This window comes from Streptomyces sennicomposti (assembly GCF_019890635.1).
Taxonomy (GTDB): Bacteria; Actinomycetota; Actinomycetes; order Streptomycetales; family Streptomycetaceae; genus Streptomyces; species Streptomyces sennicomposti.
In genome coordinates this window covers 23,759-47,626 of sequence record NZ_JAIOAB010000024.1, presented here as the reverse complement: position 1 = coordinate 47,626, position 23,868 = coordinate 23,759, and the positions used below count along the sequence as shown (strand labels likewise).

20 protein-coding genes and 1 tRNA gene are annotated in these 23,868 nt (G+C 74.3%); 9 read left to right on the top strand and 12 right to left on the bottom strand.

Translation table 11 applies throughout. The features are described from left to right. Positions 1–281 precede the first annotated feature (281 nt). A complete protein-coding gene (locus K7787_RS15870; RefSeq protein WP_223001803.1) occupies positions 282–1,655 on the top strand; it encodes a M6 family metalloprotease domain-containing protein in 1,374 nt (457 codons plus the stop codon). A gap of 387 nt (positions 1,656–2,042) precedes the next feature. Here the strand turns inward: K7787_RS15870 and K7787_RS15865 are convergent. The 8 genes from K7787_RS15865 to K7787_RS15835 form a co-directional block, all read right to left on the bottom strand. Next, positions 2,043–2,116 (bottom strand) — tRNA-Lys (locus tag K7787_RS15865). Next, a complete protein-coding gene (locus K7787_RS15860) occupies positions 2,107–2,751 on the bottom strand; it encodes a bifunctional DNA primase/polymerase (RefSeq protein WP_009188772.1) in 645 nt (214 codons plus the stop codon). The genes K7787_RS15865 and K7787_RS15860 overlap by 10 nt, the downstream gene beginning before the upstream one ends. 223 nt (positions 2,752–2,974) lie before the next feature. Beyond that, on the bottom strand, positions 2,975–3,349 hold the full coding sequence (locus K7787_RS15855) for a DUF8844 domain-containing protein (RefSeq protein WP_019980558.1): 375 nt from the start codon (positions 3,347–3,349) through the stop codon (positions 2,975–2,977). 227 nt (positions 3,350–3,576) lie between these two features. Continuing rightward, a complete protein-coding gene (locus K7787_RS32125) occupies positions 3,577–3,708 on the bottom strand; it encodes a hypothetical protein (protein WP_282107264.1) in 132 nt (43 codons plus the stop codon). A gap of 29 nt (positions 3,709–3,737) precedes the next feature. Then, positions 3,738–5,144 carry an AAA domain-containing protein gene (locus K7787_RS15850; RefSeq protein ID WP_223001802.1) on the bottom strand — a complete coding sequence of 469 codons (1,407 nt, stop codon included), beginning with the start codon at positions 5,142–5,144 and terminating at the stop codon, positions 3,738–3,740. Next, positions 5,141–6,736, bottom strand: coding sequence for an amino acid adenylation domain-containing protein (locus K7787_RS15845; protein ID WP_164388618.1), 1,596 nt, complete (start codon positions 6,734–6,736; stop codon positions 5,141–5,143). Before K7787_RS15845 ends, K7787_RS15850 begins: the two co-directional genes overlap by 4 nt. Further along, positions 6,727–7,917 (bottom strand): hypothetical protein, encoded by a 1,191-nt coding sequence (locus K7787_RS15840; RefSeq protein ID WP_223001801.1) that lies wholly within the window; start codon positions 7,915–7,917, stop codon positions 6,727–6,729. Before K7787_RS15840 ends, K7787_RS15845 begins: the two co-directional genes overlap by 10 nt. Next, entirely contained in the window at positions 7,868–8,833 is a 966-nt protein-coding gene (locus K7787_RS15835) for a phosphatase PAP2 family protein (protein WP_164390634.1), read from the bottom strand. Before K7787_RS15835 ends, K7787_RS15840 begins: the two co-directional genes overlap by 50 nt. Before the next feature lie 215 nt (positions 8,834–9,048). Between K7787_RS15835 and K7787_RS15830 the strand changes: the two genes are divergently transcribed. After that, positions 9,049–9,645 (top strand): histidine phosphatase family protein, encoded by a 597-nt coding sequence (locus K7787_RS15830; RefSeq protein WP_164390632.1) that lies wholly within the window; start codon positions 9,049–9,051, stop codon positions 9,643–9,645. Positions 9,646–9,677: 32 nt separating this feature from the next. On the opposite strand, the gene K7787_RS31780 is transcribed toward K7787_RS15830, so the two are convergent. Then, positions 9,678–11,375 (bottom strand): NsdA family TPR-like regulatory protein, encoded by a 1,698-nt coding sequence (locus K7787_RS31780; RefSeq protein ID WP_247720943.1) that lies wholly within the window; start codon positions 11,373–11,375, stop codon positions 9,678–9,680. A 283-nt stretch (positions 11,376–11,658) separates the two neighbouring features. On the opposite strand from K7787_RS31780, the gene K7787_RS15815 reads away from it, so the two are divergent. Both K7787_RS15815 and K7787_RS15810 read left to right on the top strand, forming a co-directional pair. Beyond that, positions 11,659–12,066 carry a hypothetical protein gene (locus K7787_RS15815; protein ID WP_009188765.1) on the top strand — a complete coding sequence of 136 codons (408 nt, stop codon included), beginning with the start codon at positions 11,659–11,661 and terminating at the stop codon, positions 12,064–12,066. A gap of 122 nt (positions 12,067–12,188) precedes the next feature. Next, positions 12,189–13,058, top strand: a complete 870-nt coding sequence (locus tag K7787_RS15810; protein ID WP_027757809.1) for a spermidine synthase — start codon at positions 12,189–12,191, stop codon at positions 13,056–13,058. 81 nt (positions 13,059–13,139) lie between these two features. Here K7787_RS15810 and K7787_RS15805 read toward each other — a convergent pair whose 3' ends face one another. Further along, complete coding sequence (locus K7787_RS15805; RefSeq protein ID WP_223001800.1) at positions 13,140–13,670, bottom strand: hypothetical protein; 531 nt, start codon at positions 13,668–13,670, stop codon at positions 13,140–13,142. A gap of 153 nt (positions 13,671–13,823) precedes the next feature. Here K7787_RS15805 and K7787_RS15800 point away from each other — a divergent pair, with 153 nt between their 5' ends. From K7787_RS15800 to K7787_RS15790, 3 genes are all read left to right on the top strand, one after another. Then, positions 13,824–14,528, top strand: a complete 705-nt coding sequence (locus tag K7787_RS15800) for a response regulator transcription factor (RefSeq protein ID WP_043260864.1) — start codon at positions 13,824–13,826, stop codon at positions 14,526–14,528. After that, positions 14,525–15,901 carry a sensor histidine kinase gene (locus tag K7787_RS15795; RefSeq protein WP_223001799.1) on the top strand — a complete coding sequence of 459 codons (1,377 nt, stop codon included), beginning with the start codon at positions 14,525–14,527 and terminating at the stop codon, positions 15,899–15,901. The genes K7787_RS15800 and K7787_RS15795 overlap by 4 nt, the downstream gene beginning before the upstream one ends. Before the next feature lie 173 nt (positions 15,902–16,074). Further along, entirely contained in the window at positions 16,075–17,541 is a 1,467-nt protein-coding gene (locus K7787_RS15790) for a glycoside hydrolase family 18 protein (RefSeq protein ID WP_223001798.1), read from the top strand. 119 nt (positions 17,542–17,660) lie between these two features. Here the strand turns inward: K7787_RS15790 and K7787_RS15785 are convergent, their stop codons facing one another. Further along, the gene (locus K7787_RS15785) at positions 17,661–19,088 is read right to left on the bottom strand and encodes a GH1 family beta-glucosidase (protein WP_223001797.1); all 1,428 of its coding nucleotides are present in this window, start codon (positions 19,086–19,088) and stop codon (positions 17,661–17,663) included. A gap of 156 nt (positions 19,089–19,244) precedes the next feature. Next, positions 19,245–20,279, bottom strand: a complete 1,035-nt coding sequence (locus K7787_RS15780) for a LacI family DNA-binding transcriptional regulator (protein ID WP_027757805.1) — start codon at positions 20,277–20,279, stop codon at positions 19,245–19,247. Positions 20,280–21,247: 968 nt separating this feature from the next. Between K7787_RS15780 and K7787_RS15775 the strand changes: the two genes are divergently transcribed. After that, a complete protein-coding gene (locus K7787_RS15775) occupies positions 21,248–22,570 on the top strand; it encodes an ABC transporter substrate-binding protein (protein ID WP_164387418.1) in 1,323 nt (440 codons plus the stop codon). A gap of 294 nt (positions 22,571–22,864) precedes the next feature. Next, complete coding sequence (locus tag K7787_RS15770; protein WP_009188756.1) at positions 22,865–23,857, top strand: carbohydrate ABC transporter permease; 993 nt, start codon at positions 22,865–22,867, stop codon at positions 23,855–23,857. Positions 23,858–23,868 lie beyond the last annotated feature (11 nt).

The window sequence follows — 23,868 nt, the reverse complement described above, 5'->3', positions numbered from 1 at the left end:
GTTGGCGCCGGGCCGCTGCCAGCGGTTCGCCGGTCTCGTCGGATCACTCGCACTCCTGACGGATCGTTTCTGTCCGCACCTGGACAGGTTCTTCGGACCACCGACCGCTTGTGACGTTCCGTGAACGGCCCGGGGGTGTCGCTCCTCCCGGCGTCTCGCCACGGCTCCGTACCTCGCGAACTCGGGCCCCTCACCCTTCCGGTGCAGACAAACAGGGCGTACCTCACCAAACTCCCACAGGCTGGGTGCGGTGTCCCCGCGAACCGCACCCGGAGGTTTCCGTGCCGCGTCAGCTCCCCCTGAAGGCGCTCGGCCGTGACGCCCTCAAGGCGCTGGACCGGGCCGGAGCGCGGCCCCGACTGCGCAGCACCGCCGCCGTGTTCACCACGCTGTCCGCGGTCGCCGCCACCTCCATCCTCGGCGGCCCGTCGGTCGCCGAGCCGTTCTCGACGGCGCCCTGCGCCCTGCACCGCACCGCCGCGCACCACTCCGAAGGGGTGGACACCTGGAACGCCTCCTATGCCCGGCCGACCCGGCCGCTCGACGCCGTGATGGTCTTCCTGTCCTTCCCCGACTCGGCCCCGCTCACCACCCCCGACGACCTCACCGCCGACCACTTCCCGGGCACCAGCCAGTTCTTCGAACGGGCGTCCTACGGCAAGTTCACGCTGCGCCCGCACCCGCTGCGGCACTGGATCCGGATGCCGCGCCCGTCCACGGCGTACGCCATGCACCGCGACTGGAACGCCGCCGACCGCACCGCCTATCTGCGCGACGCGATCACCGCCGCCGACCCGGAGGTCGACTTCTCCCGCTACGACGTCGTCTACCTGGTGGCCGACCCGGACGCGCCGGGCGTCGACTCGGACGCCACGAAGGTCGTCAACCTGGACGCCCCGCTGCGGGCCGACGGCCGGGACCTGCGGCGGGTGGTGACGGTGTTCGAACGGCACCCGCCGGACCGGCTGGTGCTCGCCCATGAGACGGGGCACGTCTTCGACCTGCCGGACCTGTACCACCGCCCCTCGGACGACAAGGGCGACTGGGACACCTACGTCGGCGACTGGGACCTGATGGGCAGCCAGTTCGCGCTCTCCCCGGACCTGTTCGCCTGGCACAAGTGGCGGCTCGGCTGGCTGGACCCGCGCCAGGTGACCTGCGTACGGGGCGCCGGGACGACCCGGCTGACCCTGGAGCCGGTCGAGGCCGGCCCGGCCGGCGCGGACGGGGGCGCGAGCACGGGCGGGGACTCGGGCGTCGACGAGGCCGGGGACGACCGGAGCGTGACGGGGCTCGGCGGGCAGCCCCTGTTCGGGCTGGGCGGCGGGACGAAGCTGGCCGTGGTGCGGACCGGGAGCGACACCGCGCTGGCCGTCGAGGCGCGGGACTCGATCGGCAACGACACGACCGGCTGCCGGTCGGGGGTGCTGATCTACCGGGTGCGCGGCACGGCCGAGTCGGGCGGCGGCGCCGTGCAGGTGATCGACGCCCATCCGCGCACCGAGGCCTGCTGGGAGAACTCCGTCTACCCGCCGCTCGCGGACGCGCCCGTCGACGTGGGCGAGAGCTTCACCGTGCCGGGGGACGGCGTCCGCGTGGAGGTCGAGAACCGCACGGCCTCGGGCGCGTACACGGTCGACATCACACCCGGCTGAACGAAGGCCCGCCGCGGGGCGACCGGCGCGGGGCGACCGGTGGGGTGGACGTGCGGTGGGGTGGGCGTGCGGCCGAGGGGGCCGGTCGAGCGAGGGCGCGACCGAGCGGGGCGTGGTCGCGCGGCGGTGCCACCGAGCGGGGCGTGGCCGACCCGGGGGTGCCACCGAGCGGAGCCTGGTCGAGCGGGGAGGCGACCGAGCGGGGCCCGGTCGAGCGGGGCGCGGCCGACCCGGGGGTGCGACCGAGCGGGGCCTGGTCGAGCGGGGGTGCGACCGAGCCGGGGGTGTGGGTGGCGAAGCCCCCACAACGCGCGGCGCAGCCGCGCAAAAACGAAGATGGCGGGCTGGGTTCGCGCTTTCCACGAACACAACCCGCCACCGCCATCGTGCGCCGCCAGGGACTCGAACCCCGGACCCGCTGATTAAGAGTCAGCTGCTCTAACCAACTGAGCTAGCGGCGCCTGCTGACGTCGTAGACATTAGCACCCTGGTCGGCCGGAGGAAAAATCGAAATCCGCACCGCGGCGCGGGCCGCCCGCACCGCCGCCCACAGCAGGATCTCGGGGCCCGGCAGCCACGGATGGCGGGTGTCGGGGGCGACCAGCCAGCGGGACGCGGAGCGGCCGAGGCCGGCGCCGGCGACGGGCGCGGGCACGGTCACCGCGTCGCCGTTGCCGTGGCACAGCAGCGGCGGGACGCCCCCGGCGCGCCCGGCGCCGTCCGTCCGGCCGCGCGCGCCCCACTCCTCCCACTCCAGCAGCGAGGGCAGCCGGTGGGCGGTGCCCGGCGCGGTGAACAGCAGCATCCGCCCCCGGTGCACGGCGACCGGGCCGGAGCCGGGGCCCTCCTCCCACATCCGGTCCAGCATCCGGCGGCCGAACATCGCCGGCGCGTTGACCACGTCGAACGCGGCGCCGCAGGGCAGCACGACCGGGGCGTCCGGACGCTCCCGCCAGAAGGCGAGCGTGCTGCGCGGGTAGGGGGCGGCCGAGGCGAGCCAGGCGGCGCCGTCCGGGGTGACGCCACACGGGTCACCGCCGTGGCCGGCGGCGAGGTCGAACTGACGGGGGAGCGGGTCGTCACTGGTGCGGCTCATGCCGATATATCTACCGACCGTGCGCGGCCGGTTTCGCAGGGTCGCGGGAAACCGGGACAGACGGCGGAGGAAAGGAGTATCTTGCCCGCCTGTCATATGCCAGGTCGATGATCACGGGGTGTCCCGGAGCGTGGAGGGGGCGCGTGGAGGGGGACCAAGCCGCGGCCGTGCATCTGTGCGCCGCCGACCCGGACGGGGCGGTCCGGGAGCCGGACCGGTCGGATCAGAGGGGGTCGGACGGATTGGCGTGCACGCTCTCCCCGGTGCCGCGCAGCAGGTCCCAGCCGAACTCGATCATCTTCTTGGCGTAGTCCTCGGTCCACTCCGCCCGTTCGGCGATGTCCGCCGCGCTCAGCCGGTCGAACCGCCGCGGGTCGGCGAGCTGCGCCGCGGCGACGGCCTGGAACTCCACCGCGCGGTCGGTCGCCGCCCGGAACGCGAGCGTCAGTTCGGTCGCCCGTTCCAGCAGCGCCTGGGGGTCGTCGATCGACTCCAGGTCGAAGAAGTGCTCCGGGTCGGCAGCGGCCGCTGCGGGCTCGAAGAGCAGGGGCGCGGGGCGTAGCCGCGGTTCGTTGCGACGCGGCGTGGGCTCCGCCATGTCTTCTCCTCCTCGTACGGTTCGGATGGCGCCGCCTTCTGGAAGGGCCACCCTCCATTGTCTCGCGCGAGCGCAAGGGGGCGTCGGGGCAAGCGGCGCCGAGGGCGGGCGGCGCCGACCCCCGGAGGTAGTCAAGGCGCGAGCGCCGCCCGATGTTCCCGCACCGCCCGGACCTGTCCCGGCGGAGCCGATCCGGCGCGCGGACGGCACCGCACCCGTACCGCCGGTCAGGGCCGCCAGCTCACCCGGTGTTCGTGCAGCCGGGCCAGTACCGCGTGATTCGCCTCCCAGCCGTCCGGGCTGTGTTCATCGGCCGCCTCCGGCGGCGTGCCGGACTCCGTCCGGCGTGTGAGCGGCACCGTTCGCGTCCTCCGCGCCCGTCCGCCGCTCACGGTCTCCAGCTCACCCGGTGTTCGTGCAGCCGGGCCAGTACCGCATGATTCGCCTCCCAGCCGTCCGGGAACTTCACCGTCACCCCCAGCTGGACCGGTTCCGTGGACGGGTGGTCGTCCAGGAGTTCGCTCACCCCGGCGCGGCAGACGACGATGCAGGCGTGCCGGTGGCGGGAGGCGAGGACGCACAGCCGGCCGGTCTCCAGGTGGAACGCGGTGGCGTCGGGACGGCCGGAGAGCGGGTGCAGGACGACCGTGACGTCGAACTCCCGTCCCTGGAGCCGGTTCGCGGTGTCCACCGTGACGTCCGTGACGCCCAGCTCCGCGAGCGCCGCCCGCACCGCGGCCGCCTGGTCCCGGTGCGCGGTGCCGACGGCGATCCGGTCGGCGGTCAGCGGCGCCGGGTCCGCGACGGGGGTCCCCCCTGCTGGAGCGGAGCCGAGAGCTCGGGTCAGCTCCGAGGTCGTCGCGCCGCCGCGCTCCAGCAGCCGCCGTACGACCGCCGCGAGGGCCCGCACCGCCTCCGGGTCCGTGCGCGGAGTGTGCCGTGCGGGCAGCTCCAGCAGGCCCCAGCCGGACGCGGCGGCCTCGTCGATCACCCGGTCGGGCCCCGAACCGTCGGAGGGCACCGCGAAGGAGAGCCGCCGGTCACCGGCGGCCGTACCGCTGCGGAACGGCGTGTACGGGTAGAACGCGTCCGAGACCAGCGGCGCCGCCGACGCCGGCAGCCGCCAGGACACCGGCAGCCGGTGCTGGGGCAGCTCCGGGTTGTGCGCGAGCAGGGTCGTCACCGCGGACGCCGACGGATCGTACGTCAGCCCGGCCCACTGCTCGCTGCCGACGATCGCGAACGGGTCCAGCTGACCGGGGTCGCCCACGAACAGCGCCCGCTCGAACAGCCCGGCCACCGCCAGCAGCGCGTCCGAGCGCATCTGGTACGCCTCGTCCACGATCGCGTGCCGCCACGGCTCGTCGACCTTCACATGCGCCCACTTCGCGGCCGTGGACACCACCACGTCCAGCCCGGCGAGATCGGCGGCCTTCGCGGACTTGCGCACGTTCGCCAGGCCGTCCAGCGCCTTGTCGTAGGCGTCGGCGTCGCTGCTGTGCAGCCGCCCCACCGGCAGCTCGGGCTCCTTCTTCGCGAGCCGCAGGACCAGGTCGTCCACCTGGGCGTTCGTCTGCGCGACGACCATCAGGGGCCGTCCGGCGGCGGCCAGCTCCAGCGCGGCGCGCACCACCAGAGTCGACTTCCCGGCGCCGGGCGGCGAGTCCACGACCACCCCGCGGTGCGTGCCGTGCAGGGTGTCGCGCAGGATCGCCCCGGTGGCCCGGGCGGCTGCCGCGCCGGGGTCGAAGGCCGGCTCCGGGCCGGTCGCGGTCGGGTGGACGGGGGCGGTCACAGAAGGTCCTCCTCGGTCACCGGGTCGGGGGCCTCCGGGACGCTCTCCTCGCCCGGCGGGCCGCCGTGCGTCCACGGGGTCTGCTCGGGGTCGGGCAGCTTCGCGCCGCCGCGCTGCTCGTGCTCGAAGAGCGTGAAGCACACCCGGTCGCCCTTCTCGGGCACGGAGCCGGCCTCGGGCTCCTTGCCGCGGCCCATCTTGTCGAGGACCCGCAGCACGATCAGCGTCCCGTCGTCCTCCTCGGCGACGAACTCCGCCGACTGCGGCCTGCCGTTCAGTGAGCGGTACGCCTTCGCCCGCTCGCCGAGGTGCGGCCGGTCGTCCGTGCGCACGGTGACCAGCGGGCGGGGGCTGGGCCGCTTGCCCTCGCTGTAGGCCATGACGACCTCGACGACCTCGCCCGCGAACGCCTCCCCGGCCAGCCGCCGCCCCGCCATCACCAGCGGGTCGTCCAGCGCCTCCTGCGCGTCCAGGCGGGCCTGCTCGCGCTCGCGCGCGGCCAGCTTGTTGGCCGCGGTGACCGCGTCGTCGCGGCGCGGCTGCGGCGGCTCCCCGGCGGTGATCCGGTCGCGGTGCCCGGTGAACGACCAGCGGTCGCGCGTCCACCGCTCCGCCACGTGCGCCCCCTCGGGCAGCGTCCGCAGCAGGTCCAGGCCGTCCCAGACCTTCTCCCAGGTGGGCAGCGCGCACTTCTCGACCAGGGCGAGGATGTCGCGCTCGGCCGCGGTGACCGCGCCGAGCCGGTCGTCGGCCGCCATGCCGTCCTCGGCGGCGGCGAGGGCCTGGCGGGCCCGGTCGTAGCGCTCGATGGCGGGCGCGAGCAGCTTGTTGTCGAAGGCCGGGTCGGTGGCCGGACCCGCCGGCGGGCACAGCAGCTGGCCGGCCGCGTCCCGCTCCAGCTCGGCGCGCAGCGCGGCCTCGGCGCCCGAGCCGCCGTCCGGCGGGGCGATCCACGCCAGCAGCGCCCCCAGGTGCTGGTCCTCCAGACCGGACTGGCCGGTGGTCCAGTGCCGGGCCAGTACGTCGCTGAGGGCCAGCAGCAGGGAGGAGCCGGGCACCCGCGCCCGCTCCCCGAAGTGGGTCAGCCACCGCCCCAGCAGCGGCACCCTGGGCGGCGCCGGATGCGGGGTCTCCGGGTCCTGCTCGGCGGTGCGCCGGAACCGCATGGAGCGGCCGAGCAGCCGGACGAAGTCGATGCCGGCGCGGCTCGGCACGATCAGCTGGGGCGCGTCCGCGCACAGCTCCACCTCGACCTTGACCCGCTTGCCGGTCTCCGGGTCGGTCTCGGTGCGCTCGGCCGCCTCCACCGACTCGGCGAAGGAGTCGACGTAGGGGAGCATGACGTCGGCCAGCTCGGCGAGGAACGCGAACCTGAGGTCGCGGTCGCGCGGCTGCGGCACGGCCAGCAGCCGCGGCGCGTCCCGGTCCGTGCCGACCAGCGCGCCGAGCGGGGCGCCCGCCTCACCGGCGGTGGTGAGCGGCACGAACACCAGCGGCCGGTCGGACAGGTGCCGGTGCCGCACGGTCGCGGCCGGCTGCGCCCGGCCGCTGTGCACGGCCTCGAGCCGGGCCAGGGTGGCGATCAGCGACATGCCGCCCCCTGCCGCTCGCCGTCCTGCTCCAAAGTCTCCTGCCGGTGGCCGCCGGGGGGCGCCGCCGGGCGGTGTCCGGCCAGGGCCTCCGCCCGCAGGCGGGCCGCCCTGCGCAGGGCCGCCACCGCCGGGTCGTCCGGGTCGCCGGCCTCGCCGCGGGCCGCCGTGAGCACATCGTCCACCGTGGACAGACCGCCCAGCTCCGCGCGCACCGAACGGCCCAGCGCGGTCACCGCGCCCCGCGCGCGGGCGCGCGCCCGGCAGTGGAAGGCCAGCTCGCACGCGGCCAGGCACTCGGGCGCGTACGCCGCGGGCACCGCCTCGACGGCGGCGGTCAGCTCCTCGGCGGGCAGCTCGGGGGAGAAGCAGGCGCCCTCGGGGAGCGCGTCGGCGATGTCCTGGACGCGGGTGAGCCGGGCCAGCTGGCGGGCGGTCACGGCCCGCTGCTTGCGCACGTCCACGGCGGAGGCGGTGGGCAGGTTGGAGAAGTCCTTCGGGCACACCAGCAGCACCCGGTGCCGCACCCGGGGCGCGGGGTCCAGGCGGGCGGCGGCGTGCTCCAGCGCCAGTACGTACACCGCGGCCTGCCGCGCCGCCGCGCCGACCTTCGCCGGGTCGGCGGAGCCGTCCAGCATCGGGAACGACTTGATCTCCACGACCGTCCAGCTGCCGTCCGGGTGCACCACCACCGCGTCGGGCTCCAGGAAGGCGGGCGAGCCGGCCACCTCCAGGGCGAGCATCGGGTGGTCCAGCAGCGTCCACGCGCCGGCCGCCGTCGCCTCGCGCAGCGCCAGCGCCGTGCGCTCCGCGCGCCCCTCGGGGCCCGCGGCGCTCAGCTCGGGCAGCTCGGCCCGCTCGGGCGGTTCGGCGGCCGGGTCCAGCCGCCGGTGGACCAGGCGCAGCAGCTCGGCGCCGCCGTCGGCCTTGACCCGCGCCTCGAACGCGTTGCCCCGGGTCAGGGCGAACTGGGACTGGCCGAACGCGGAGGGCGCGCCGAGCGCGCCCGCCAGCGCCGCCTTGTCCACGCCCGCGCCGTCCAGGAGCGCGCGCCGCCGGCAGCCCGGGTTCGCGGCCAGCGCCGCCAGCGCGCGGGCGTCCAGCGCCCGGGCCGGAACGCCCGGCCCGCGCAGCTCAGCGAGCTGCCGCCGGAGCGCCGTCCCCCGTGTCCTGGGAGGAGGCACCCGGCTCGGCTCCGGACCCGAACCGTGTTTCGCGCTGCCGTGGAATTCGCTCACCCGCCGAAGTCTGGCACCCGCCACTGACAATCGCGGAACCCGAGCCCGCCGCGGCCGGCGCGAGGGCGGGGACGCGGGCCGCCAGCAGCGTCCGCACCCGGTCCGCTGCCCGCGTCACGTACGGCGCGAGGATCAGGCCGACGGCCATCACGGCCACTCCGGCGACCGCGTCCAGCAGATAGTGGTTGGCGGTGCCCATCACCACGATCGCGGTCAGCAGCGGATAGGCGACCCCGGCCGCCTTCGCCCACCGGGTGCCGCCGTGCCGCCACAGCATCACGCCGCACCACAGCGCCCAGCCCACGTGCAGGCTCGGCATCGCCGCGTACTGGTTCGTCATGGCGCCCATGCCGCGCGGGGCGCTGGCCTCGCCGCCCCACCAGCCGTAGGAGCTGTAGTGGGCCATGGTGTCCACGAAGCCGTACTCGGGCGACAGCAGGCGCGGCGGGCAGGTCGGCAGCAGGGTGAAGCCGATCAGGCCGATGAACGTCGACGTCATCAGCCAGGTGCGGGCCGCGCGGTAGAGCCGGGAGCGCGCCCGGAACAGCCACACCAGGATCGCGGGCGTCACCACGTAGTGCAGCGAGGCGTACCAGAAGTCGGCCGGGACGCCGAGCCAGGGCTCGCGGGTGAAGAGGCGGTTGAGCGGGTGCTCGGCGTTCAGGTGCAGCGTCTGCTCGAAGCGCAGCAGCGCCAGGCCGTGGTCGACGGCGGAGGCGACGTCGCCGCGGACCAGCAGCCGGCCGGCGGAGTAGCAGGCGTACACCAGCGCGATCAGCGGAAGCTCGGTCCACCAGCGCAGCCGGGTGCGCGGGGCGGCCTCGGTGTGTGGTGCGGGTGCCGGTGCCTTGGTCTGCGGCATCCGATGCCCCTCCCCCTTCTGGTCGCTGCGGCGCCCGGTGATCCCCGGTCGGTCGTGACACTTTACGGGGGATGCGCCCCGGTGTGGGGAGCGCCCCCGGCCCTCGAAGACGCAACGAGCGCCGCCCGGGTTGCCCCGGGACGGCCCCCGACCAGGGTGCGCGATGATGGGAGGGTTCCGTACGAAGATCTGACTTTCTCCCGGAAGGGCTCCTCATGGCACCGCGCATCCTGCTGGCCCGGCACGGACAGACCGAGTGGTCGCTGTCCGGAAAACACACCGGCAGGACCGACGTGCCGCTCCTGGACGAGGGCCGGCGCGGCGCCAAGCTGCTCGGCGAGCGGCTGCACCGGGCGCCGTTCGACGGCCTGCCCGGCGTCGAGGTGCGCACCAGCCCGCTGGTCCGCGCGCGCGAGACCTGCGAACTGGCCGGCTTCGGCGACCGCGCCACCCCCTGGGACGCGCTCATGGAGTGGGACTACGGCGCCTACGAGGGGATGACCCCGCAGCAGATCCAGGACGAGCGGCCCGGCTGGTTCCTCTGGCGCGACGGCGCCCCGCGCGGGGAGACGATCGCCGACGTGACGGCCCGCGCCGACGAGGTGGTCGCCTGGGCGCGCGCCGAGGACCGCGACGTGCTGGTCTTCGCGCACGGGCACATCCTGCGCTCCATCGGCGCGCGCTGGCTCGGCCTGCCGATCGACTTCGCGGCCCGGCTCCGGCTCGACCCGACGTCCCTGTCGGTGCTGGGCTGGGCCTACGGCGAGCCGGCCCTGCAGCACTGGAACGACGTGGGCCACCTCGCCGCGTAGCCGCCGAGCGGGCCGCGTCCTTCCTGACCCGCTCACGCCGTCCGCGGCGCCGAGGCGTGCCGTTCCAGGAACGCCGACACCCCGGAGGCCCGCCGGTGCGGCAGCAGCACGCGCGCGGTGCCCGCCAGCATCGTCTGGATACGGGAGGACTGCACCTGGTCGAGCAGGTCGAGGACCTTCATCCCGGCCGTCGCGGCCTCGTCGGGACGGCCCCCGCGCGCGAGGTCGTCGGCCAGCTCGGCCGTGTAGAGGGCGATGTTCCGGGTGAAGTGCGGGTCCTGCAGCTCGGCCGCGCGCCGGGCGTGCAGCGCCGCCCGCGGCCAGTCCCCGAGCGTGGACCAGCACTGCGCCTCCAGACCCTCCAGCTCGGCCTCGCCGTAGAAGGTCATCCACTCCGGGTCGGCGTCCGAGGGGCCGCGTCCGAACAGCGCCTGCGCGCGGGTGAGCGCCTGCGCGCAGGCGGTGCGGTCGGCGAGCCCGGCCCAGCCGCCCGCCTCGCGCAGCGCGAGCAGCGACATCAGCCGCGCGGACCCCAGCTCCCGGCCGACGCGCTGCGCGGCCTGCGCGGCGCGCACCGCCTCGCGCGGGCGGCCCGCGTCCCGGGCCAGGAACGCCGTGTTGCAGAACGCGTGCGCCTCCAGGCCGGCGTCCCCGGTCATGCGCGCGGTGGCCAGCGCCTCTGCGTAGTGCGAGCGGGCGTCGTCGAAACGGCCCGAGTCATGGGCCAGCCAGCCCACCGAGATCGCCAGTTCACCGGCGCCCGAGTGCAGCCGGTCGGCGGTGGCCTGCCGGGTCGCGCCGGCGTCCAGCAGCGCGTAGGCGGCGCGCAGGGGTGCGGCCGCACGCCGGTAGAGGCCGTCCGCCCCGTGCCGGTCGTCGAGCACCCGGATCTTGCGGACGGCCTCTTCCAGGGCGCCCGCGTCGCTCGCGCCGGCGCGGCGGACCGGCCGGTCCGCCGCCGAAGCGTCGAGGGCGAGCCCCAGGGGACCCAGCGAGACGGCGGCCACGGTGGCGCCGGAGCTGGTCATGAATGCGCGACGCAGCACGTCGCTCTCCTCGTGGTCTTCGTGCGGGTGGTACGGGTCTTGCCGGTCGTGTGGGTCCGGTCGGTCCGGCGGCTCCGGTCGGTCCGGCCGGGTCCGCAGGCCGGTCCCGGTCCGACGGTCGTTCCGGAGGGCCCGGTCGTCCCGGTCGTTCCGGTCAGTCCGGACGGGCCGGACCCGCCGGCCCGTCCGGACTTCCCGGTTCTCCCGGTTCTCCCGGTCCTGCTGGTTCTGCTGGTCCTCCCGGTCCTGTCCGGCCGGCGGGGCCGCGGTGTCGCGCGGTTCCCGTGCTTCGTGGGCGTGATACGGGTGGCTCGCGCTCCGCGTTTCAGACGGGGCGCGTTCCGGGCTCGTGGTGTGCGCGGGGGGCGCGTCGTCCTCGGGTGTGCGCACCGCCCGCCCGCGGACGGACGAGCGGGGTGCGAACCCCAGGTCGGCGAGCGTCCGGCCGGGGAACATGTGCAGGAACACGCGTTCGTAGGCGTAGTTGGGGCAGCGGATCTCGCCCGCCTCCACCCGGCCGATGTAGCGGGCGTCACAGCTGACCCGCTCGCCGATCTCGCGGGCGGCCCGCCGCACCGCCGCGGCGAACTCGGCCGGCGAGCGCTGGCCGCGCAGGCGCCGGAAGGCGAGATTCGGCCGCGGTGGCCGGGGGGACGGGGACGAGGTCACCGTTGACGACGCCATGGCCGGGCCCTCTCGTGCGAACCGTCGAACCATGCCGGATACGGGGTGAGTTGTCCGGGTCGTCCCGGTGCCACCCTGTTTCCGGCGAGCAAGAACGTACCCGCTGTGTCCGCTCCGCCACGCGGAGTTTGGCCACAAACCGGATATCCCCTCCGCGATCTGCCATGAACTGCCATCCTTTGAGGCTGTCTTCGGCCGTAGCCGTTGACGCGCCGCCGCGTTGTACCCCATGGACCGGGAGCCAACCCGACTCCCGCCCGTCGACTCACGAGGAGGGGTATCCGTGGTGGAGGCCGGGACGCAGACCAGTGGGAGCGTCGATCCGTGTCCACCGCCGGCAGCGCGGACCGGGTGCGACCTGGTGACGGTGCCGGCGCGACAGGGCCTGGAGGCGGTCGACATCCTGCGCCGCGGGACGGGGGAGGCGGTGGGCCCCGTTCTGCACGACGACGGCGGCGACACCCTGGGTTTCGTGGTGCCGGCGGGCACCGCCGAGGGCTGGGACGTGCCGGGCAGCACCTGCACCGGCACCGACGGGCGGGGCCTGCGCCTGGCGCCCGAACCGCCCGTGGAGGGCTCGGACTGGCTCCTCCCGCCCGACGAGGCCGACCCGGCGACGGACCCGGCCGTACTGCGCCGCGCCCTGGGCGAGGCGGCCCGGCTGATCGCGGCGGCCGACAGCTGCCGTTGACTCGCGGCTGCCGCTGACTCCGCGGACGTGACGCTGCGGCGCCGTTCGCCCGTACCGCCCCGCGCGGCCACGCACCGTCACCGCCCGCGCGTGCCCCCCTCGCGGCTTGCGACAATGTCCCCATGGGAAGGTCCAGGAGCCCGCGCCGTGAGCGTGGCGCCGTCGAAGCCGTGAGCGAGCGGGTGGACGGCGGCCTCGCGCAGCTCGTCCCCGACAGGGAGCGGCCCCGCGCCTGGACCCTGCTGATCGACGGCGCCCCGCAGTCCCACGTCGACCTGGACGACCCGGCGCACCTCTCCTTCGAGTACCAGCGCCGGCTCGGGCACGTCATCGACCTGGCCGCGCCGCCCGGCAAGCCCGTCCACGCCGTCCACCTCGGCGGCGGCGCGCTCACCCTCGCCCGCTATGTCGCCGCCACCCGCCCCCGCTCCACCCAGCAGGTGGTCGAGCGCGACGCGGCCCTCGTCCGACTGGTGCGCCGTGAGCTGCCGTTGGACGCGAACGCGCGCATCCGGATACGTTCCGCCGACGCCCGCGCCGGACTCGCCAAGGTGCCCGACGGCTGGGCCGACCTCGTGATAGCCGACGTGTTCAGCGGCGCCCGCACCCCCGCCCACCTCACCTCCACGGAGTTCCTGGACGAGGTCCGCAGGGCGCTGAAGCCCGGCGGCCGCTACGCCGCCAACCTCGCCGACGGGCCGCCGCTGGCCCATCTGCGCGGCCAGATCGCCACCGCCGCCGCCCGGTTCGCCGAACTCGCCCTGGTCGCCGACCCCACCGTGCTGCGCGGCAAGCGCTTCGGCAACGCCGTCCTCGTCGCCTCCGACCTGCCGCTGCCGGTTGCCGAGCTGACCCGCAGGGCCGCCTCCGACCCGCACCCGGGCCGTGTCGAACACGGCCGCGAGCTGACCGACTTCACCGGCGGCGCCCTGCCGGTGACGGACGCGGCGGCCGTCGCCTCACCGGCCCCACCGCCCTCCGTCTTCCGCTGAACCGCACTCCGCGGGCGGCAGATGGGGCCAAGCGACGTCCTGGAAGCGACGTCCGGGGAGCGACGTCCTGGAAGCGACGCCCTAGTAGTCGCCCACCTCCACCCGTGGCGGGCCGTCGTGCCAGGTGCAGATGACCGACACCCGGTCGGCGCCCGAGGTGAACTCCACCCGGATCCACGACGCCGTCTTCCACACCTGCATCGACCAGCCCGTGCCCGGGGTCGCCGAGACCAGGGTCGCGGCGGCCGGACCGAGGTCGAAGACCACCCGGCCGCCGTCGGTGTCGTAGCTCTCGACCCGGCCGGCGGCCGTCGCGGTGGGGGAGGGAGTGGTGCGCGCGGCGGACGCGGACGCCGGGGGGCGCGGGGCGGCGGAGGTCCGGGACGGGGTGGCAGAGGCGGCCGGGGTGCTCGGCGGCGCGGCCGGCCCACGGGTGGCGGAGGCGGTCGGCGACGGCTCCTTCGCCTTGGCCTCGGCCGCCGTGATGGGCAGGGCGCGCGGCGGATCGTAGGCCGTGCCCGCCATCACCGTGTGGACGCCCCACCACGACAGGGTGGCCGCAGCGCCGGTGGCGAGCGACCACGCCAGTACGTGTACGAGTCCTCTGTGCATCGCGGTCATACTGCCGCACGCACCCCGCCCGGGGCGGCGTCAGGGGCCCGGCGTGAGGTGGTCCACAAGGAGTTGTCCACAGCCGGCCGGGGTCCGGCCGGAGTTGTCCACAGGCCCGCACCGCCCTCGCGTCCATGGCGTACGGTGCGGCGCATGGCAAGTGTGCTCGTGGTCGAGGACGACCAGTTCGTACGCTCGGCGCTCATCCGGCAGTTGACCGACGCCTCGCACACCGTGCGCAGCGTCGGCACCGCGCTGGAGGCGCTGCGCGAGGTCGCCCACCTCCGCTTCGACGTCGTCATCCTGGACCTCGGACTGCCGGACCTGGACGGCTCCGAGGCCCTGAAGATGCTGCGCGGCATCACCGACGTGCCCGTCATCGTCGCCACCGCGCGCGACGACGAGGCGGAGGTGGTCCGGCTGCTCAACGCCGGGGCGGACGACTATCTGACCAAACCGTTCTCGGTCGAGCACCTGTTCGCGCGCATGGCCGCCGTGCTGCGCCGCGCCCGCTCCGGACCGGCCGAGGCCGCGCCGTCCCCCGTCCTGCGCGTCGGCGGCCTCACCGTCGATCCGCTGCGCCGCCAGGCCGAACTGGACGGTGTGCGACTGGACCTCACCCGGCGCGAGTTCGACCTGCTCGCCTTCCTGGCCGGCCGGCCCGGCGTCGTCGTGGCGCGCCGGGAGCTGCTGGCCGAGGTGTGGCAGCAGTCCTACGGCGACGACCAGACCATCGACGTCCATCTGTCCTGGCTGCGCCGCAAGCTGGGGGAGACCGCCGCCCGGCCCCGCTATCTGCACACCCTCAGGGGCGTCGGCGTGAAGCTGGAACCGCCCGGAGCGGAGCCGTTGCGATGAGATGGGCCCTGGTCAAGGTCTGCCTGGCGGTCACCACCATGGTCGTGGTCGCCTTCGCCGTGCCGCTCGGCCTGGTCGTCAAGGAGATGGCCCGGGACCGCGCCTTCTCCCACGCCGAGCGCCAGGCCGCCGCCGTGGCGCCCGCGCTGTCCATCACCACCGACCACGACCAGCTCGAACGGGTCGTCGCCTCGGCCGGCTCGGACACCGAGATGGCCGTGCACATACCGGCGACCGACGGCGAGCCGGCCGTCGACATCGGCCGCCGCCGGGCCGCCGAGGCGGACATCGCGGCCGTCCGGCGGATGGGCCGCGCCTTCACCACCGGCACGCCCGGCGGTTCCGTCCTGCTCCAGCCGGTCGCGCTCAGCTCCGGGGCCATCGCGGTGGTCGAGGTCTACGTCCCCGAGGCCGAGACGAGCAACGGCGTCGGCACCGCGTGGGCGGTCCTCGCCGGGGTCGGCGTGGCGCTCGTCGTCGGCTCCGTCGCCGTCGCCGACCGGCTCGGGGTGCGGATGGTGCGGCCCGCGCAGCGGCTCGTTCAGGGCGCGCACGAACTGGGCGAGGGCAAGCTCGGCGCGCGGGTGCCCGAGGACGGCCCGACCGAACTGCGCCTGGCGGCGGTCGCGTTCAACTCCATGGCCGACCAGGTCGTCCAGCTCCTCGCCAACGAGCGGGAGCTGGCCGCCGACCTCTCGCACCGGCTGCGCACCCCGCTGACCGTGCTGCGGCTGAACGCGGCCTCGCTCGGCGACGGCCCGGCCGCCGACCAGACCCGGGCCGCGGTGGCGCAGCTGGAGCGCGAGGTGGACACCATCATCCGCACCGCCCGGGAGGCCAAGCCGCAGACGGCCGCCGCGGGACCGGGCGCCGGCTGCGACGCGGCCGAGGTGGTCCGGGAGCGGATGGGGTTCTGGTCCGCGCTCGCCGAGGACGAGGGCCGCAAGTGGCGGCTGGCCGGGGTGGAGCGGCCGGTGCGGGTGCCGGTGGCCCGGGCGGACCTCGCCGCCGCCCTGGACGCCCTGCTCGGCAACGTCTTCCGGCACACCCCGGAGGGCACGGCGTTCGCCGTCGACGTGCACAACGGCGACGACGCGGTGATCGTGCTCGTCTCCGACGCGGGGCCCGGCATACCCGACCCGGACGCGGCCATGCTGCGCGGCAGCGGATCGGGCAGCGACGGCTCGACCGGCCTCGGCCTCGACATCGTGCGGCGGCTGGCGGAGTCCACCGGCGGCGACGTCCGGATCGGCTCCTCCGTCCTCGGCGGCACCGAGGTGCGTATCTGGCTCCAGCTCGACGGCCGCGGCCCCGCCGCCCGCCGCGGCCACCGGGGAGCCGTACGGCGCCGCAGACGCCTGGCGGCGAAGTGACGGAGCGAGCGGGGGAGGCCACTGCGCGCAGCGATCTTTAACCGTCCCCGATCCCTTCCTTAAGCGCACCCTAAGAAGCTCAACGGCGGTCCGGATCAGGCGGATTGCCCGATTCCGGGTCGCTAGCGTGCTGCCGCACCGCACCCCCCTCGTGAACAGTGAAGGCAGGCACGATGAGCACGCACCGGCGCAGGATCAGTGGCAGGAACAAGGTGATCGGCGGTCTCGTCGCGGCGGCCGTGGTGGGCGGCGGCGCGCTCGTCTTCACCGCCACCGCGCAGGCGGCCGGCGTCGGCGCCGCGTACACGAAGACCAGCGACTGGTCGACCGGCTACACCGGGCAGTACGTCGTCACCAACGACAGCGGCCGGACGGAGAAGGACTGGACGCTGGAGTTCGACCTGCCGGCGGGCGCCAAGCTCGGCTCGCTGTGGAACGGCGAGTCCACGGTCAGCGGCCGGCACGTCACCGTGAAGCCGGCCAAGTGGGACACCGCCGGGCTCGCCCCCGGCAAGACGGTCACCGTCGGCTTCGTCGTGGACGGCAGCGGCGACCCGACCGGCTGCCGGATCGACGGCGCCTCCTGTTCCGCGGACGGCGCCGCCACCCCCGAGCCCAGCGGCCGCCCCACCCAGACCGCCACCCCCACCCCGGCGCCCACCGCCACCCAGACCACCGCGCCGCCCGCCACCTCGACGCCGACCCCCACCGCTTCCCAGAGCACCGGCACCGGAACCGGCACCACCGCGACCGCCGGCTTCGCCCCCTACGTCGACACCTCCCTCTACCCGGCCTTCGACCTGCTCGCGAGCGCCGACGCGACGGGCGTGAAGAACTACAACCTCGCCTTCGTCACCGACGGCGGCGGCTGCACCCCCAAGTGGGGCGGCGTGACCGACCTCGCGAGCGACGCGGTGGCCGCCCAGATCGGCGCGCTGCGCGCCAAGGGCGGCGACGTACGGGTCTCCTTCGGCGGCGCGTCCGGCTCCGAACTCGCCACCACCTGCACTTCGGCGGACGCGCTGGCGGCGGCCTACGGGAAGGCGGTCGACCAGTACAAGCTGACCAAGGTCGACTTCGACGTCGAGGGCGGCGCGCTGCCCAACACCGCCGCCAACACCCGCCGCGCCCAGGCCATCGCCGAGCTCCAGCAGCAGCACCCCGGCCTGGACGTCTCCTTCACGCTGCCCGTCATGCCCGAGGGCCTGACGCAGGACGGCGTCAACCTGCTGGCGAACGCCAAGACCAACGGCGTGAAGATCTCCACCGTCAACATCATGGCGATGGACTACGGCGCCTCCTACAACGGCGACATGGGCGCCTACGCCGAGCAGGCCGCCACCGCCACCCAGGCCCAGATCAAGAGCGTCCTCGCCCTGTCCGACAGCGCCGCCTGGAAGACGGTCGCCGTCACCCCGATGATCGGCGTCAACGACGTCTCCTCGGAGGTCTTCAAGGTGGACGACGCCACCCAGCTGGTGAACTTCGCCAAGTCCAAGGGCCTCGGCTGGCTCTCCATGTGGTCCGCCACCCGCGACAAGCAGTGCGCCGGCGGCGCCAAGCCCACCGCGGACGCCACCTGCAGCTCCGTCACCCAGGACGCGTACGCCTTCAGCAAGGCGTTCGGCGCCTACAACTGACGTACCGCCCGGGCCCACGGCCCGGTGGGGCGCGGCACTCCCCCCGACTCCCGTGTGCCGCGCCCGCACCTCCCCGGCCGACGGCCCCGGCCGACGGCCCCGGCCGCCCGGCCGGGGCGTCAGACGGCCGCGTCCACCGGCGGCAACTGCCCCGTCCGGGCGGCCTTCCCATACCACAGGGCACTGGACTTCGGGGTCCGGGCGAGCGTCGCGTAGTCCACGTGGACCGCGCCGAACCGCTTGGCGTAGCCGTAGGCCCACTCGAAGTTGTCCATCAGGGACCACAGGTAGTACCCGCGCACGTCCGCGCCGTCCGCGATCGCGCGGCGCACCGCGGCCAGATGGCCGTGGAGGTAGGCGATGCGCTGCGGGTCGCGCACGCGGCCGTCGTCGTCCACCTTGTCCTCGTAGGCGGCGCCGTTCTCCGTGACGTACAGCGGCACGCCGGGCGCCTCGCGGGTGTAGCGCGTGATGAGCTCGTGCAGTCCGTCCGGGTCGACCGTCCAGCCCATGTCGGTGCGCTCGCCCGGCACCTGGTGGAACACCACGTCGTCGGCGGCCGGCCACGGCGAGTGCGCGCTCGCCCCGTGCGTGTCCGAGCGCGGCCCCTCGGGCGCGGTCTCGACGGACGAGACGATCTGGGGCGTGTAGTAGTTGAGGCCCAGCGCGTCCAGCGGTTGGCGGATGTCGCGCAGATCGCCGTCCAGGACGAAGGACCAGTCCGTCAGGGACGAGGTCGCCTCCAGCAGGGTGTCCGGGTAGGCGCCGTGCAGCAGGGGGCCGTGGAAGACGCCGTTGGCCAGGTCGTCGATCCGCCGCGCGGCCGCCAGGTCCGCCGGGTGCCGCGAGAGCGGGCGGATCACCTGGGAGTTGAGGCTGACGGCGACCGAGGCGCGCGAGGGCAGCACCGAGCGCAGCGCCTGGACGGCCAGTCCGTGCGCCAGGTTCAGATGGTGGGCGGCGCGCAGCGCGGCCGCGGGCTCGGTGCGGCCGGGGGCGTGGACGCCCGAGCCGTAGCCGAGGAAGGCGCTGCACCAGGGCTCGTTGACCGTGATCCACTGCTCGACCCGGTCGCCGAGCGCCTCGCCCACGAGCCGCGCGTACTCCGCGAAGCGCGGCGCGGTGTCCCGCTCCGGCCAGCCGCCCGCGTCCTCCAGCTCCTGCGGGAGGTCCCAGTGGTAGAGGGTGAGGGCGGGTTTGATGCCGTGGGCGAGGAGTTCGTCCACGAGCCGCCGGTAGAAGTCCAGGCCCACCTGGACGGCGGGGCCGCGCCCGGTGGGCTGCACCCGCGGCCAGGACACGGAGAAGCGGTAGGCCGTCAGACCGAGGTCCGCCATCAGGGCCACGTCGTCGCGGTAGCGGTGGTAGTGGTCGACCGCGATGTCGCCGGTGTCGCCGCCGGCCGTCCTGCCCGGCGTATGGCTGAAGGTGTCCCAGATCGAAGGGGTACGGCCGCCCTCCCGTACCGCGCCCTCGATCTGGTAGGCGGAGGTCGCCGCTCCCCAGAGGAAGCCGGGCGGAAAGGACACGGTCAACGGTTCGGGCATGGAATCGCTCCCACGAGTCGGGTCCGCCCATTATGCATGGGAGCGCTCCCACGACGGAAGGGGGTCTCGAAAGAGTTCGGGGCGTCCGAGGCGCCGACGAGGCGGGATGCCGCCGACGGCCGTCCGGGGCGCCGAGCGGGGAGGCCGCCCGAGCCCTCAGGCCGACTCGCGCACCACCAGCTCCGTCGGCAGGACCACCTCGCGGTGGCCGGTGCCGCGGTGGGCGATCTCGTCCAGCAGCAGGCTCGCCATGGTGCGGCCCATCTCCTCCAGCGGCTGGCGCACGCTGGTCAGCGGGGGATCGATGTGCCGGGCCACGATGGAGTCGTCGAAACCGATGAGGGCGACGTCGTGCGGCACCCGCCGTCCCGTGGCGCGCAGTTCCAGCACCGCGCCCGAGGCCATCACGTCGGACGCCGCGAACACGGCGTCCAGGTCCGGACGGCGGCGCAGCAGCTCCCGCATGGCCGCGCGCCCGCCCTCCTCCGTGAAGTCGCCGCTCGCGATCAGGTCGTCCTCGACGGCGACGCCCGCCTCCCGCAGCGCCTCGCGGTAGCCGTCGAGCCGGTCCCGCGCGACGTCCATGTCGAGCGGCCCGGTGATGGTTCCGACGGCCCGCCGCCCGGAGGCCAGCAGATGCCGTACGGCGACCCGGGCGCCGCCGCTGTTGTCCGCGCGGACGTGTCCCAGCGGTTCGCGGTGGCTGCGGCGGCCGGCCAGCACGGTCGGCACCGCGAGTTCCTCCAGCCGGTCGGGCAGCGTGTCCTCGCTGTGCACCGCCATCATCAGCACGCCGTCCACCCGCTGCGCGGACAGGTACGAGGCGAGCCGCGCGTACTCCTGCGCGTCCCGCGCCAGCACCAGCAGCAACTGCATCCCCGCGCCCGCGAGTCCGGCCGACACGCCCCGGATGATCTCCGAGAAGTACGGCTCGGAGAAGAGCCGGGTCTCGGCGTCCGGGACGACCAGGGCGACCGAGTCGGTGCGGCGGGTGACCAGGGAACGGGCGGCGCGGTTGGGGACGTAACCGAGTTCGGCGATGGCCTGCTCGACGGCGGCCCGGGACCGCTCGCTCACCTTGGGGGAGCCGTTGATCACCCGGGAGACCGTGCCGCGGCCGACCCCGGCGCGCGCGGCCACGGCGTTCAGCGTCGGCCGCCGCACCTCCGCGGCCGGGACCGGTCGCCGCACCTCCGCCGACACGGCCGCACGCCGGACGCCCGCGGCCGGCACCGCACTTGAGGCGTCCGCGGCCGATGCCGTGCTCGATGCCTCCACGGCCGACGCCGGACTCGACGCCTCCGCAGCCGGCACCGCGCTCGACGCCGCTGCCTCCGACACCGTGCTCGACGCTTCCGCGCCCGGCACCGCGCTCGACCCCGCCGCCACCGGTACCGTGCCCGACGCGTCCGCGGGCAGGGCCGGGCCCGGGATCTCCGCGGAGCCGGAGCCGGACCCGGACCCGGAGCCGGACCCGGACCCGGAGCCGGACCCGGACCCGGACCCGGACCCGGAGCCGGACCCGAACCCGGAGCCGCACCCGGCCCCGGACGCGCACGGAACGCCCCCGTCCCGCACCGCACTTGAGGCGTCCGCGGGCAGGTCAGGGCGGGGGGCGGGGGTCGGGGCGCCCGCGGCCTCGGGCCGGTGCTCGGCGGAGTTCATCGTTCACCTTCCGGCGGTCGGTCGGGGGTCGCCTCATTCTGGCCCAGAAAAATCCGGCCACGGCCCCGGCGTCGCCCGCCGGTCCGCGACCGGCTCCACCGGCCCGTCTGTGACCTGCGTGAATCCGCTGTGCGTCCGGCCGGTGTCGGGCGGATGTCGCCGCCGTTCCAGACACATTCACGTGACGCGCCGAACACGCTTGCGCAACAACGCCGTTTTCAACTCTTGACACCTGGCCCGGCAACCACGAGTCTTCCGGACATGCCGCGTGGGAGCGGTCCCACGGAAACGTAGGAGTCGCCTCCCGTGTGGACCGAACCACCCAAGGTCCTTCCCTCTGACTCGCATGACACACCGTTGACCAGCACCTTTTCACCGCACGCCCAGTGCTGTGGGCTGGCCGCTGCTCGATCCGAGAGGGCAGGTCCGAGCCGTCGAACCCCGGCGGTCTGATTCCTGAGGTCCCGTTCCCCACTGGAACAAGGAGTAGTGGAATGCGCATCACCCGTACCGGCGGCGGTCGTGGCCGCAGAGCAGCGGCCCTGACCACGACGGTCCTGACGGCCTCCGCCCTGCTGCTGACCGGCTGCAGCAGCGACGACGGCGACTCGGACGCCTCGGACTCCAACGGGAACATCACCCTCAAACTGGCCGACTTCGGTCAGTTCGGCTACAAGGAAGCCGGTCTGTTCGAGCAGTACCACAAGCTGCACCCGAACATCACGGTCAAGGAAGAGACCACCGCCGAGGAGCAGCAGTACTACCCGAAGTTCCTTCAGCAGCTGAACTCGAACAGCGGGCTGGGCGACGTCACGGGCATCGAGGTCGGCCGCATCAAGGAGATCGTCGACACCCAGGCGGGCAAGTTCGCCGACCTGAGCAAGACCATCAACGTGAGCGACTGGGTCTCCTGGAAGGAGAAGCAGGCCACCGCGAAGGACGGCACGGTCATCGGCGCCGGCACCGACATCGGCCCGATGTCCCTGTGCTACCGCAAGGACCTCTTCCAGAAGGCGGGCCTGCCCACCGACCGCGAGGCCGTGGCCAAGGCGATCTCGGGCGGCTGGGAGGACTACCTCAAGCTCGGTGAGCAGTACAAGGCGAAGGCGCCCTCCGGCACCTACTTCATGGACTCCGCGAGCGCCATGTACAACGCGGTCGTCAGCTCCTCCGCCCAGCAGTACTACGACGCGGACGGCAAGCCGGTCTACAAGGACAGCCAGGCCGTCAAGCAGGGCTGGGACCTGGCCGCCGAGACCGCCTCGAAGAAGCTGAGCGCCGGCCTGCCCCAGTTCGGTGTCCCGTGGCAGACGGCGCTGCGCAAGGGCCAGATCGCCTCCATGGTGTGCCCGGCGTGGATGGCCGCCCAGATCTCGACCTACTCCGGTGACGCCTACAAGGGCAAGTGGGACATCTCCCGTGCGCCCGGCACCACCGCGGCCAACTGGGGCGGCTCCTTCCTGGCCGTGCCCAAGGGCGGCAAGCACGTCAAGGAGGCCACCGAGCTGGTCAAGTGGCTGACCGCGCCCGAGCAGCAGGCCGCCGTGTTCAAGGCCGTCGGCGTCTTCCCGTCCAACAAGGGCGCCTACGAGCTGGCCAGTGTGAAGAGCGCCAAGCTCCCGTACTTCAGCGACGCCCCGATCGGCGAGATCTACGCCGACGAGGCCAAGTCCATCCCCGAGGCCGTGCTCGGCGCGAAGGACGGCGTGATCAAGGACACGATCTCCAACCAGATCAACAACATGGAGACGCGGGGCACCAGCCCCGACAAGGCCTGGAAGGCCGCGACCGAATCGGTCGACAAGGCGCTCGGCTGACGACAGCCCGGGGTGCGGGCGGCCACGCCGGCCGCCCGCACCGCGCCCGCCCGCGAAGCCGTACGACGGCTGCCGCGGCGGGCGCGGAGCCGTGTGGCGGCCGTCGCCGCGGTCCCGGTCCCGCCTGAGGGACCACCGCCGGCCGTGCGGGAGCCGCCGTACGCACCGGAGCCGCCGTACGCACCGGGTCGTACACACCGGGTCGTACGCACCGGGTCGTACGCACCGAGCCGTGTGCGCCGGACCCGACTTCCGCCCCGTACCCGGCCAGACCTCCAGGGAAGGACTCCCTCCGTGGCAACGACAACTCCCGCACGGGGCGCCTACACCCCGCCGCCCGGCGGCACCGGTACCGCCTCGAAGCGGCACAGCACATGGCGTTCCCGGCTGTGGCGCTTCGACGACAAGGCGTCGCCGTACGCCTACATCGCCCCCTTCTTCCTCATCTTCGGCGCCTTCGGGCTCTACCCCCTCCTCTACACCGGCTGGATCGCCCTGCACCGGGTGGAGATGACGGGGCTCGACCAGTCCGAGTGGGTGGGCTTCGACAACTTCGCCAAGATCCTCCAGGACTCCGAGTTCTGGACGGCCGTCGCCAACACCTTCGTCATCGGCGTCATCTCCACCGTCCCGCAGCTGCTCGTGGCACTCGGCCTGGCCCATCTGCTCAACTACAAGCTTCGCGCCAGCACCTTCTGGCGGACCGTCATCCTCACCCCGTACGCCACCTCGGTCGCCACCGCGGCCCTGGTCTTCGCCCTGGTCTTCCGCGCCGACGGCGGCCTGCTCAACTGGGTGCTGCACTTCTTCGGCGCGGGCAACACCGACTGGGGCAACGGCGAGTGGACCTCCAAGATCGCCATCTCGGTCATCGTGATCTGGCGCTGGACCGGCTACAACGCCCTGATCTACCTGGCCGCCATGCAGGCCGTGCCGACCGACCTGTACGAGGCCGCATCGATCGACGGGGCCTCGCGCTGGCAGCAGTTCCGCAAGGTGACCATCCCCGCGCTGCGGCCGACGATCCTGTTCACCATCGTCATCTCGACGATCGGCTCCATGCAGCTGTTCGGCGAGCCGCTGCTGCTCCAGGGCGGCACGCTCGGCTCCGTCGGCGGCAGCGAGCACCAGTACGAGACGCTGAGCATCTACCTCTTCAACTACGGCTGGAAGCTCGGGCACCTCGGCCCGGCGGCGGCCGTGGCCTGGGCGATGCTCGTCCTGCTGCTGCTCATCGCCCTGATCAACTGGATCGTCGGCCGGATCATGCGCAAGAGCGCGGCCTGACGGGAGCGATA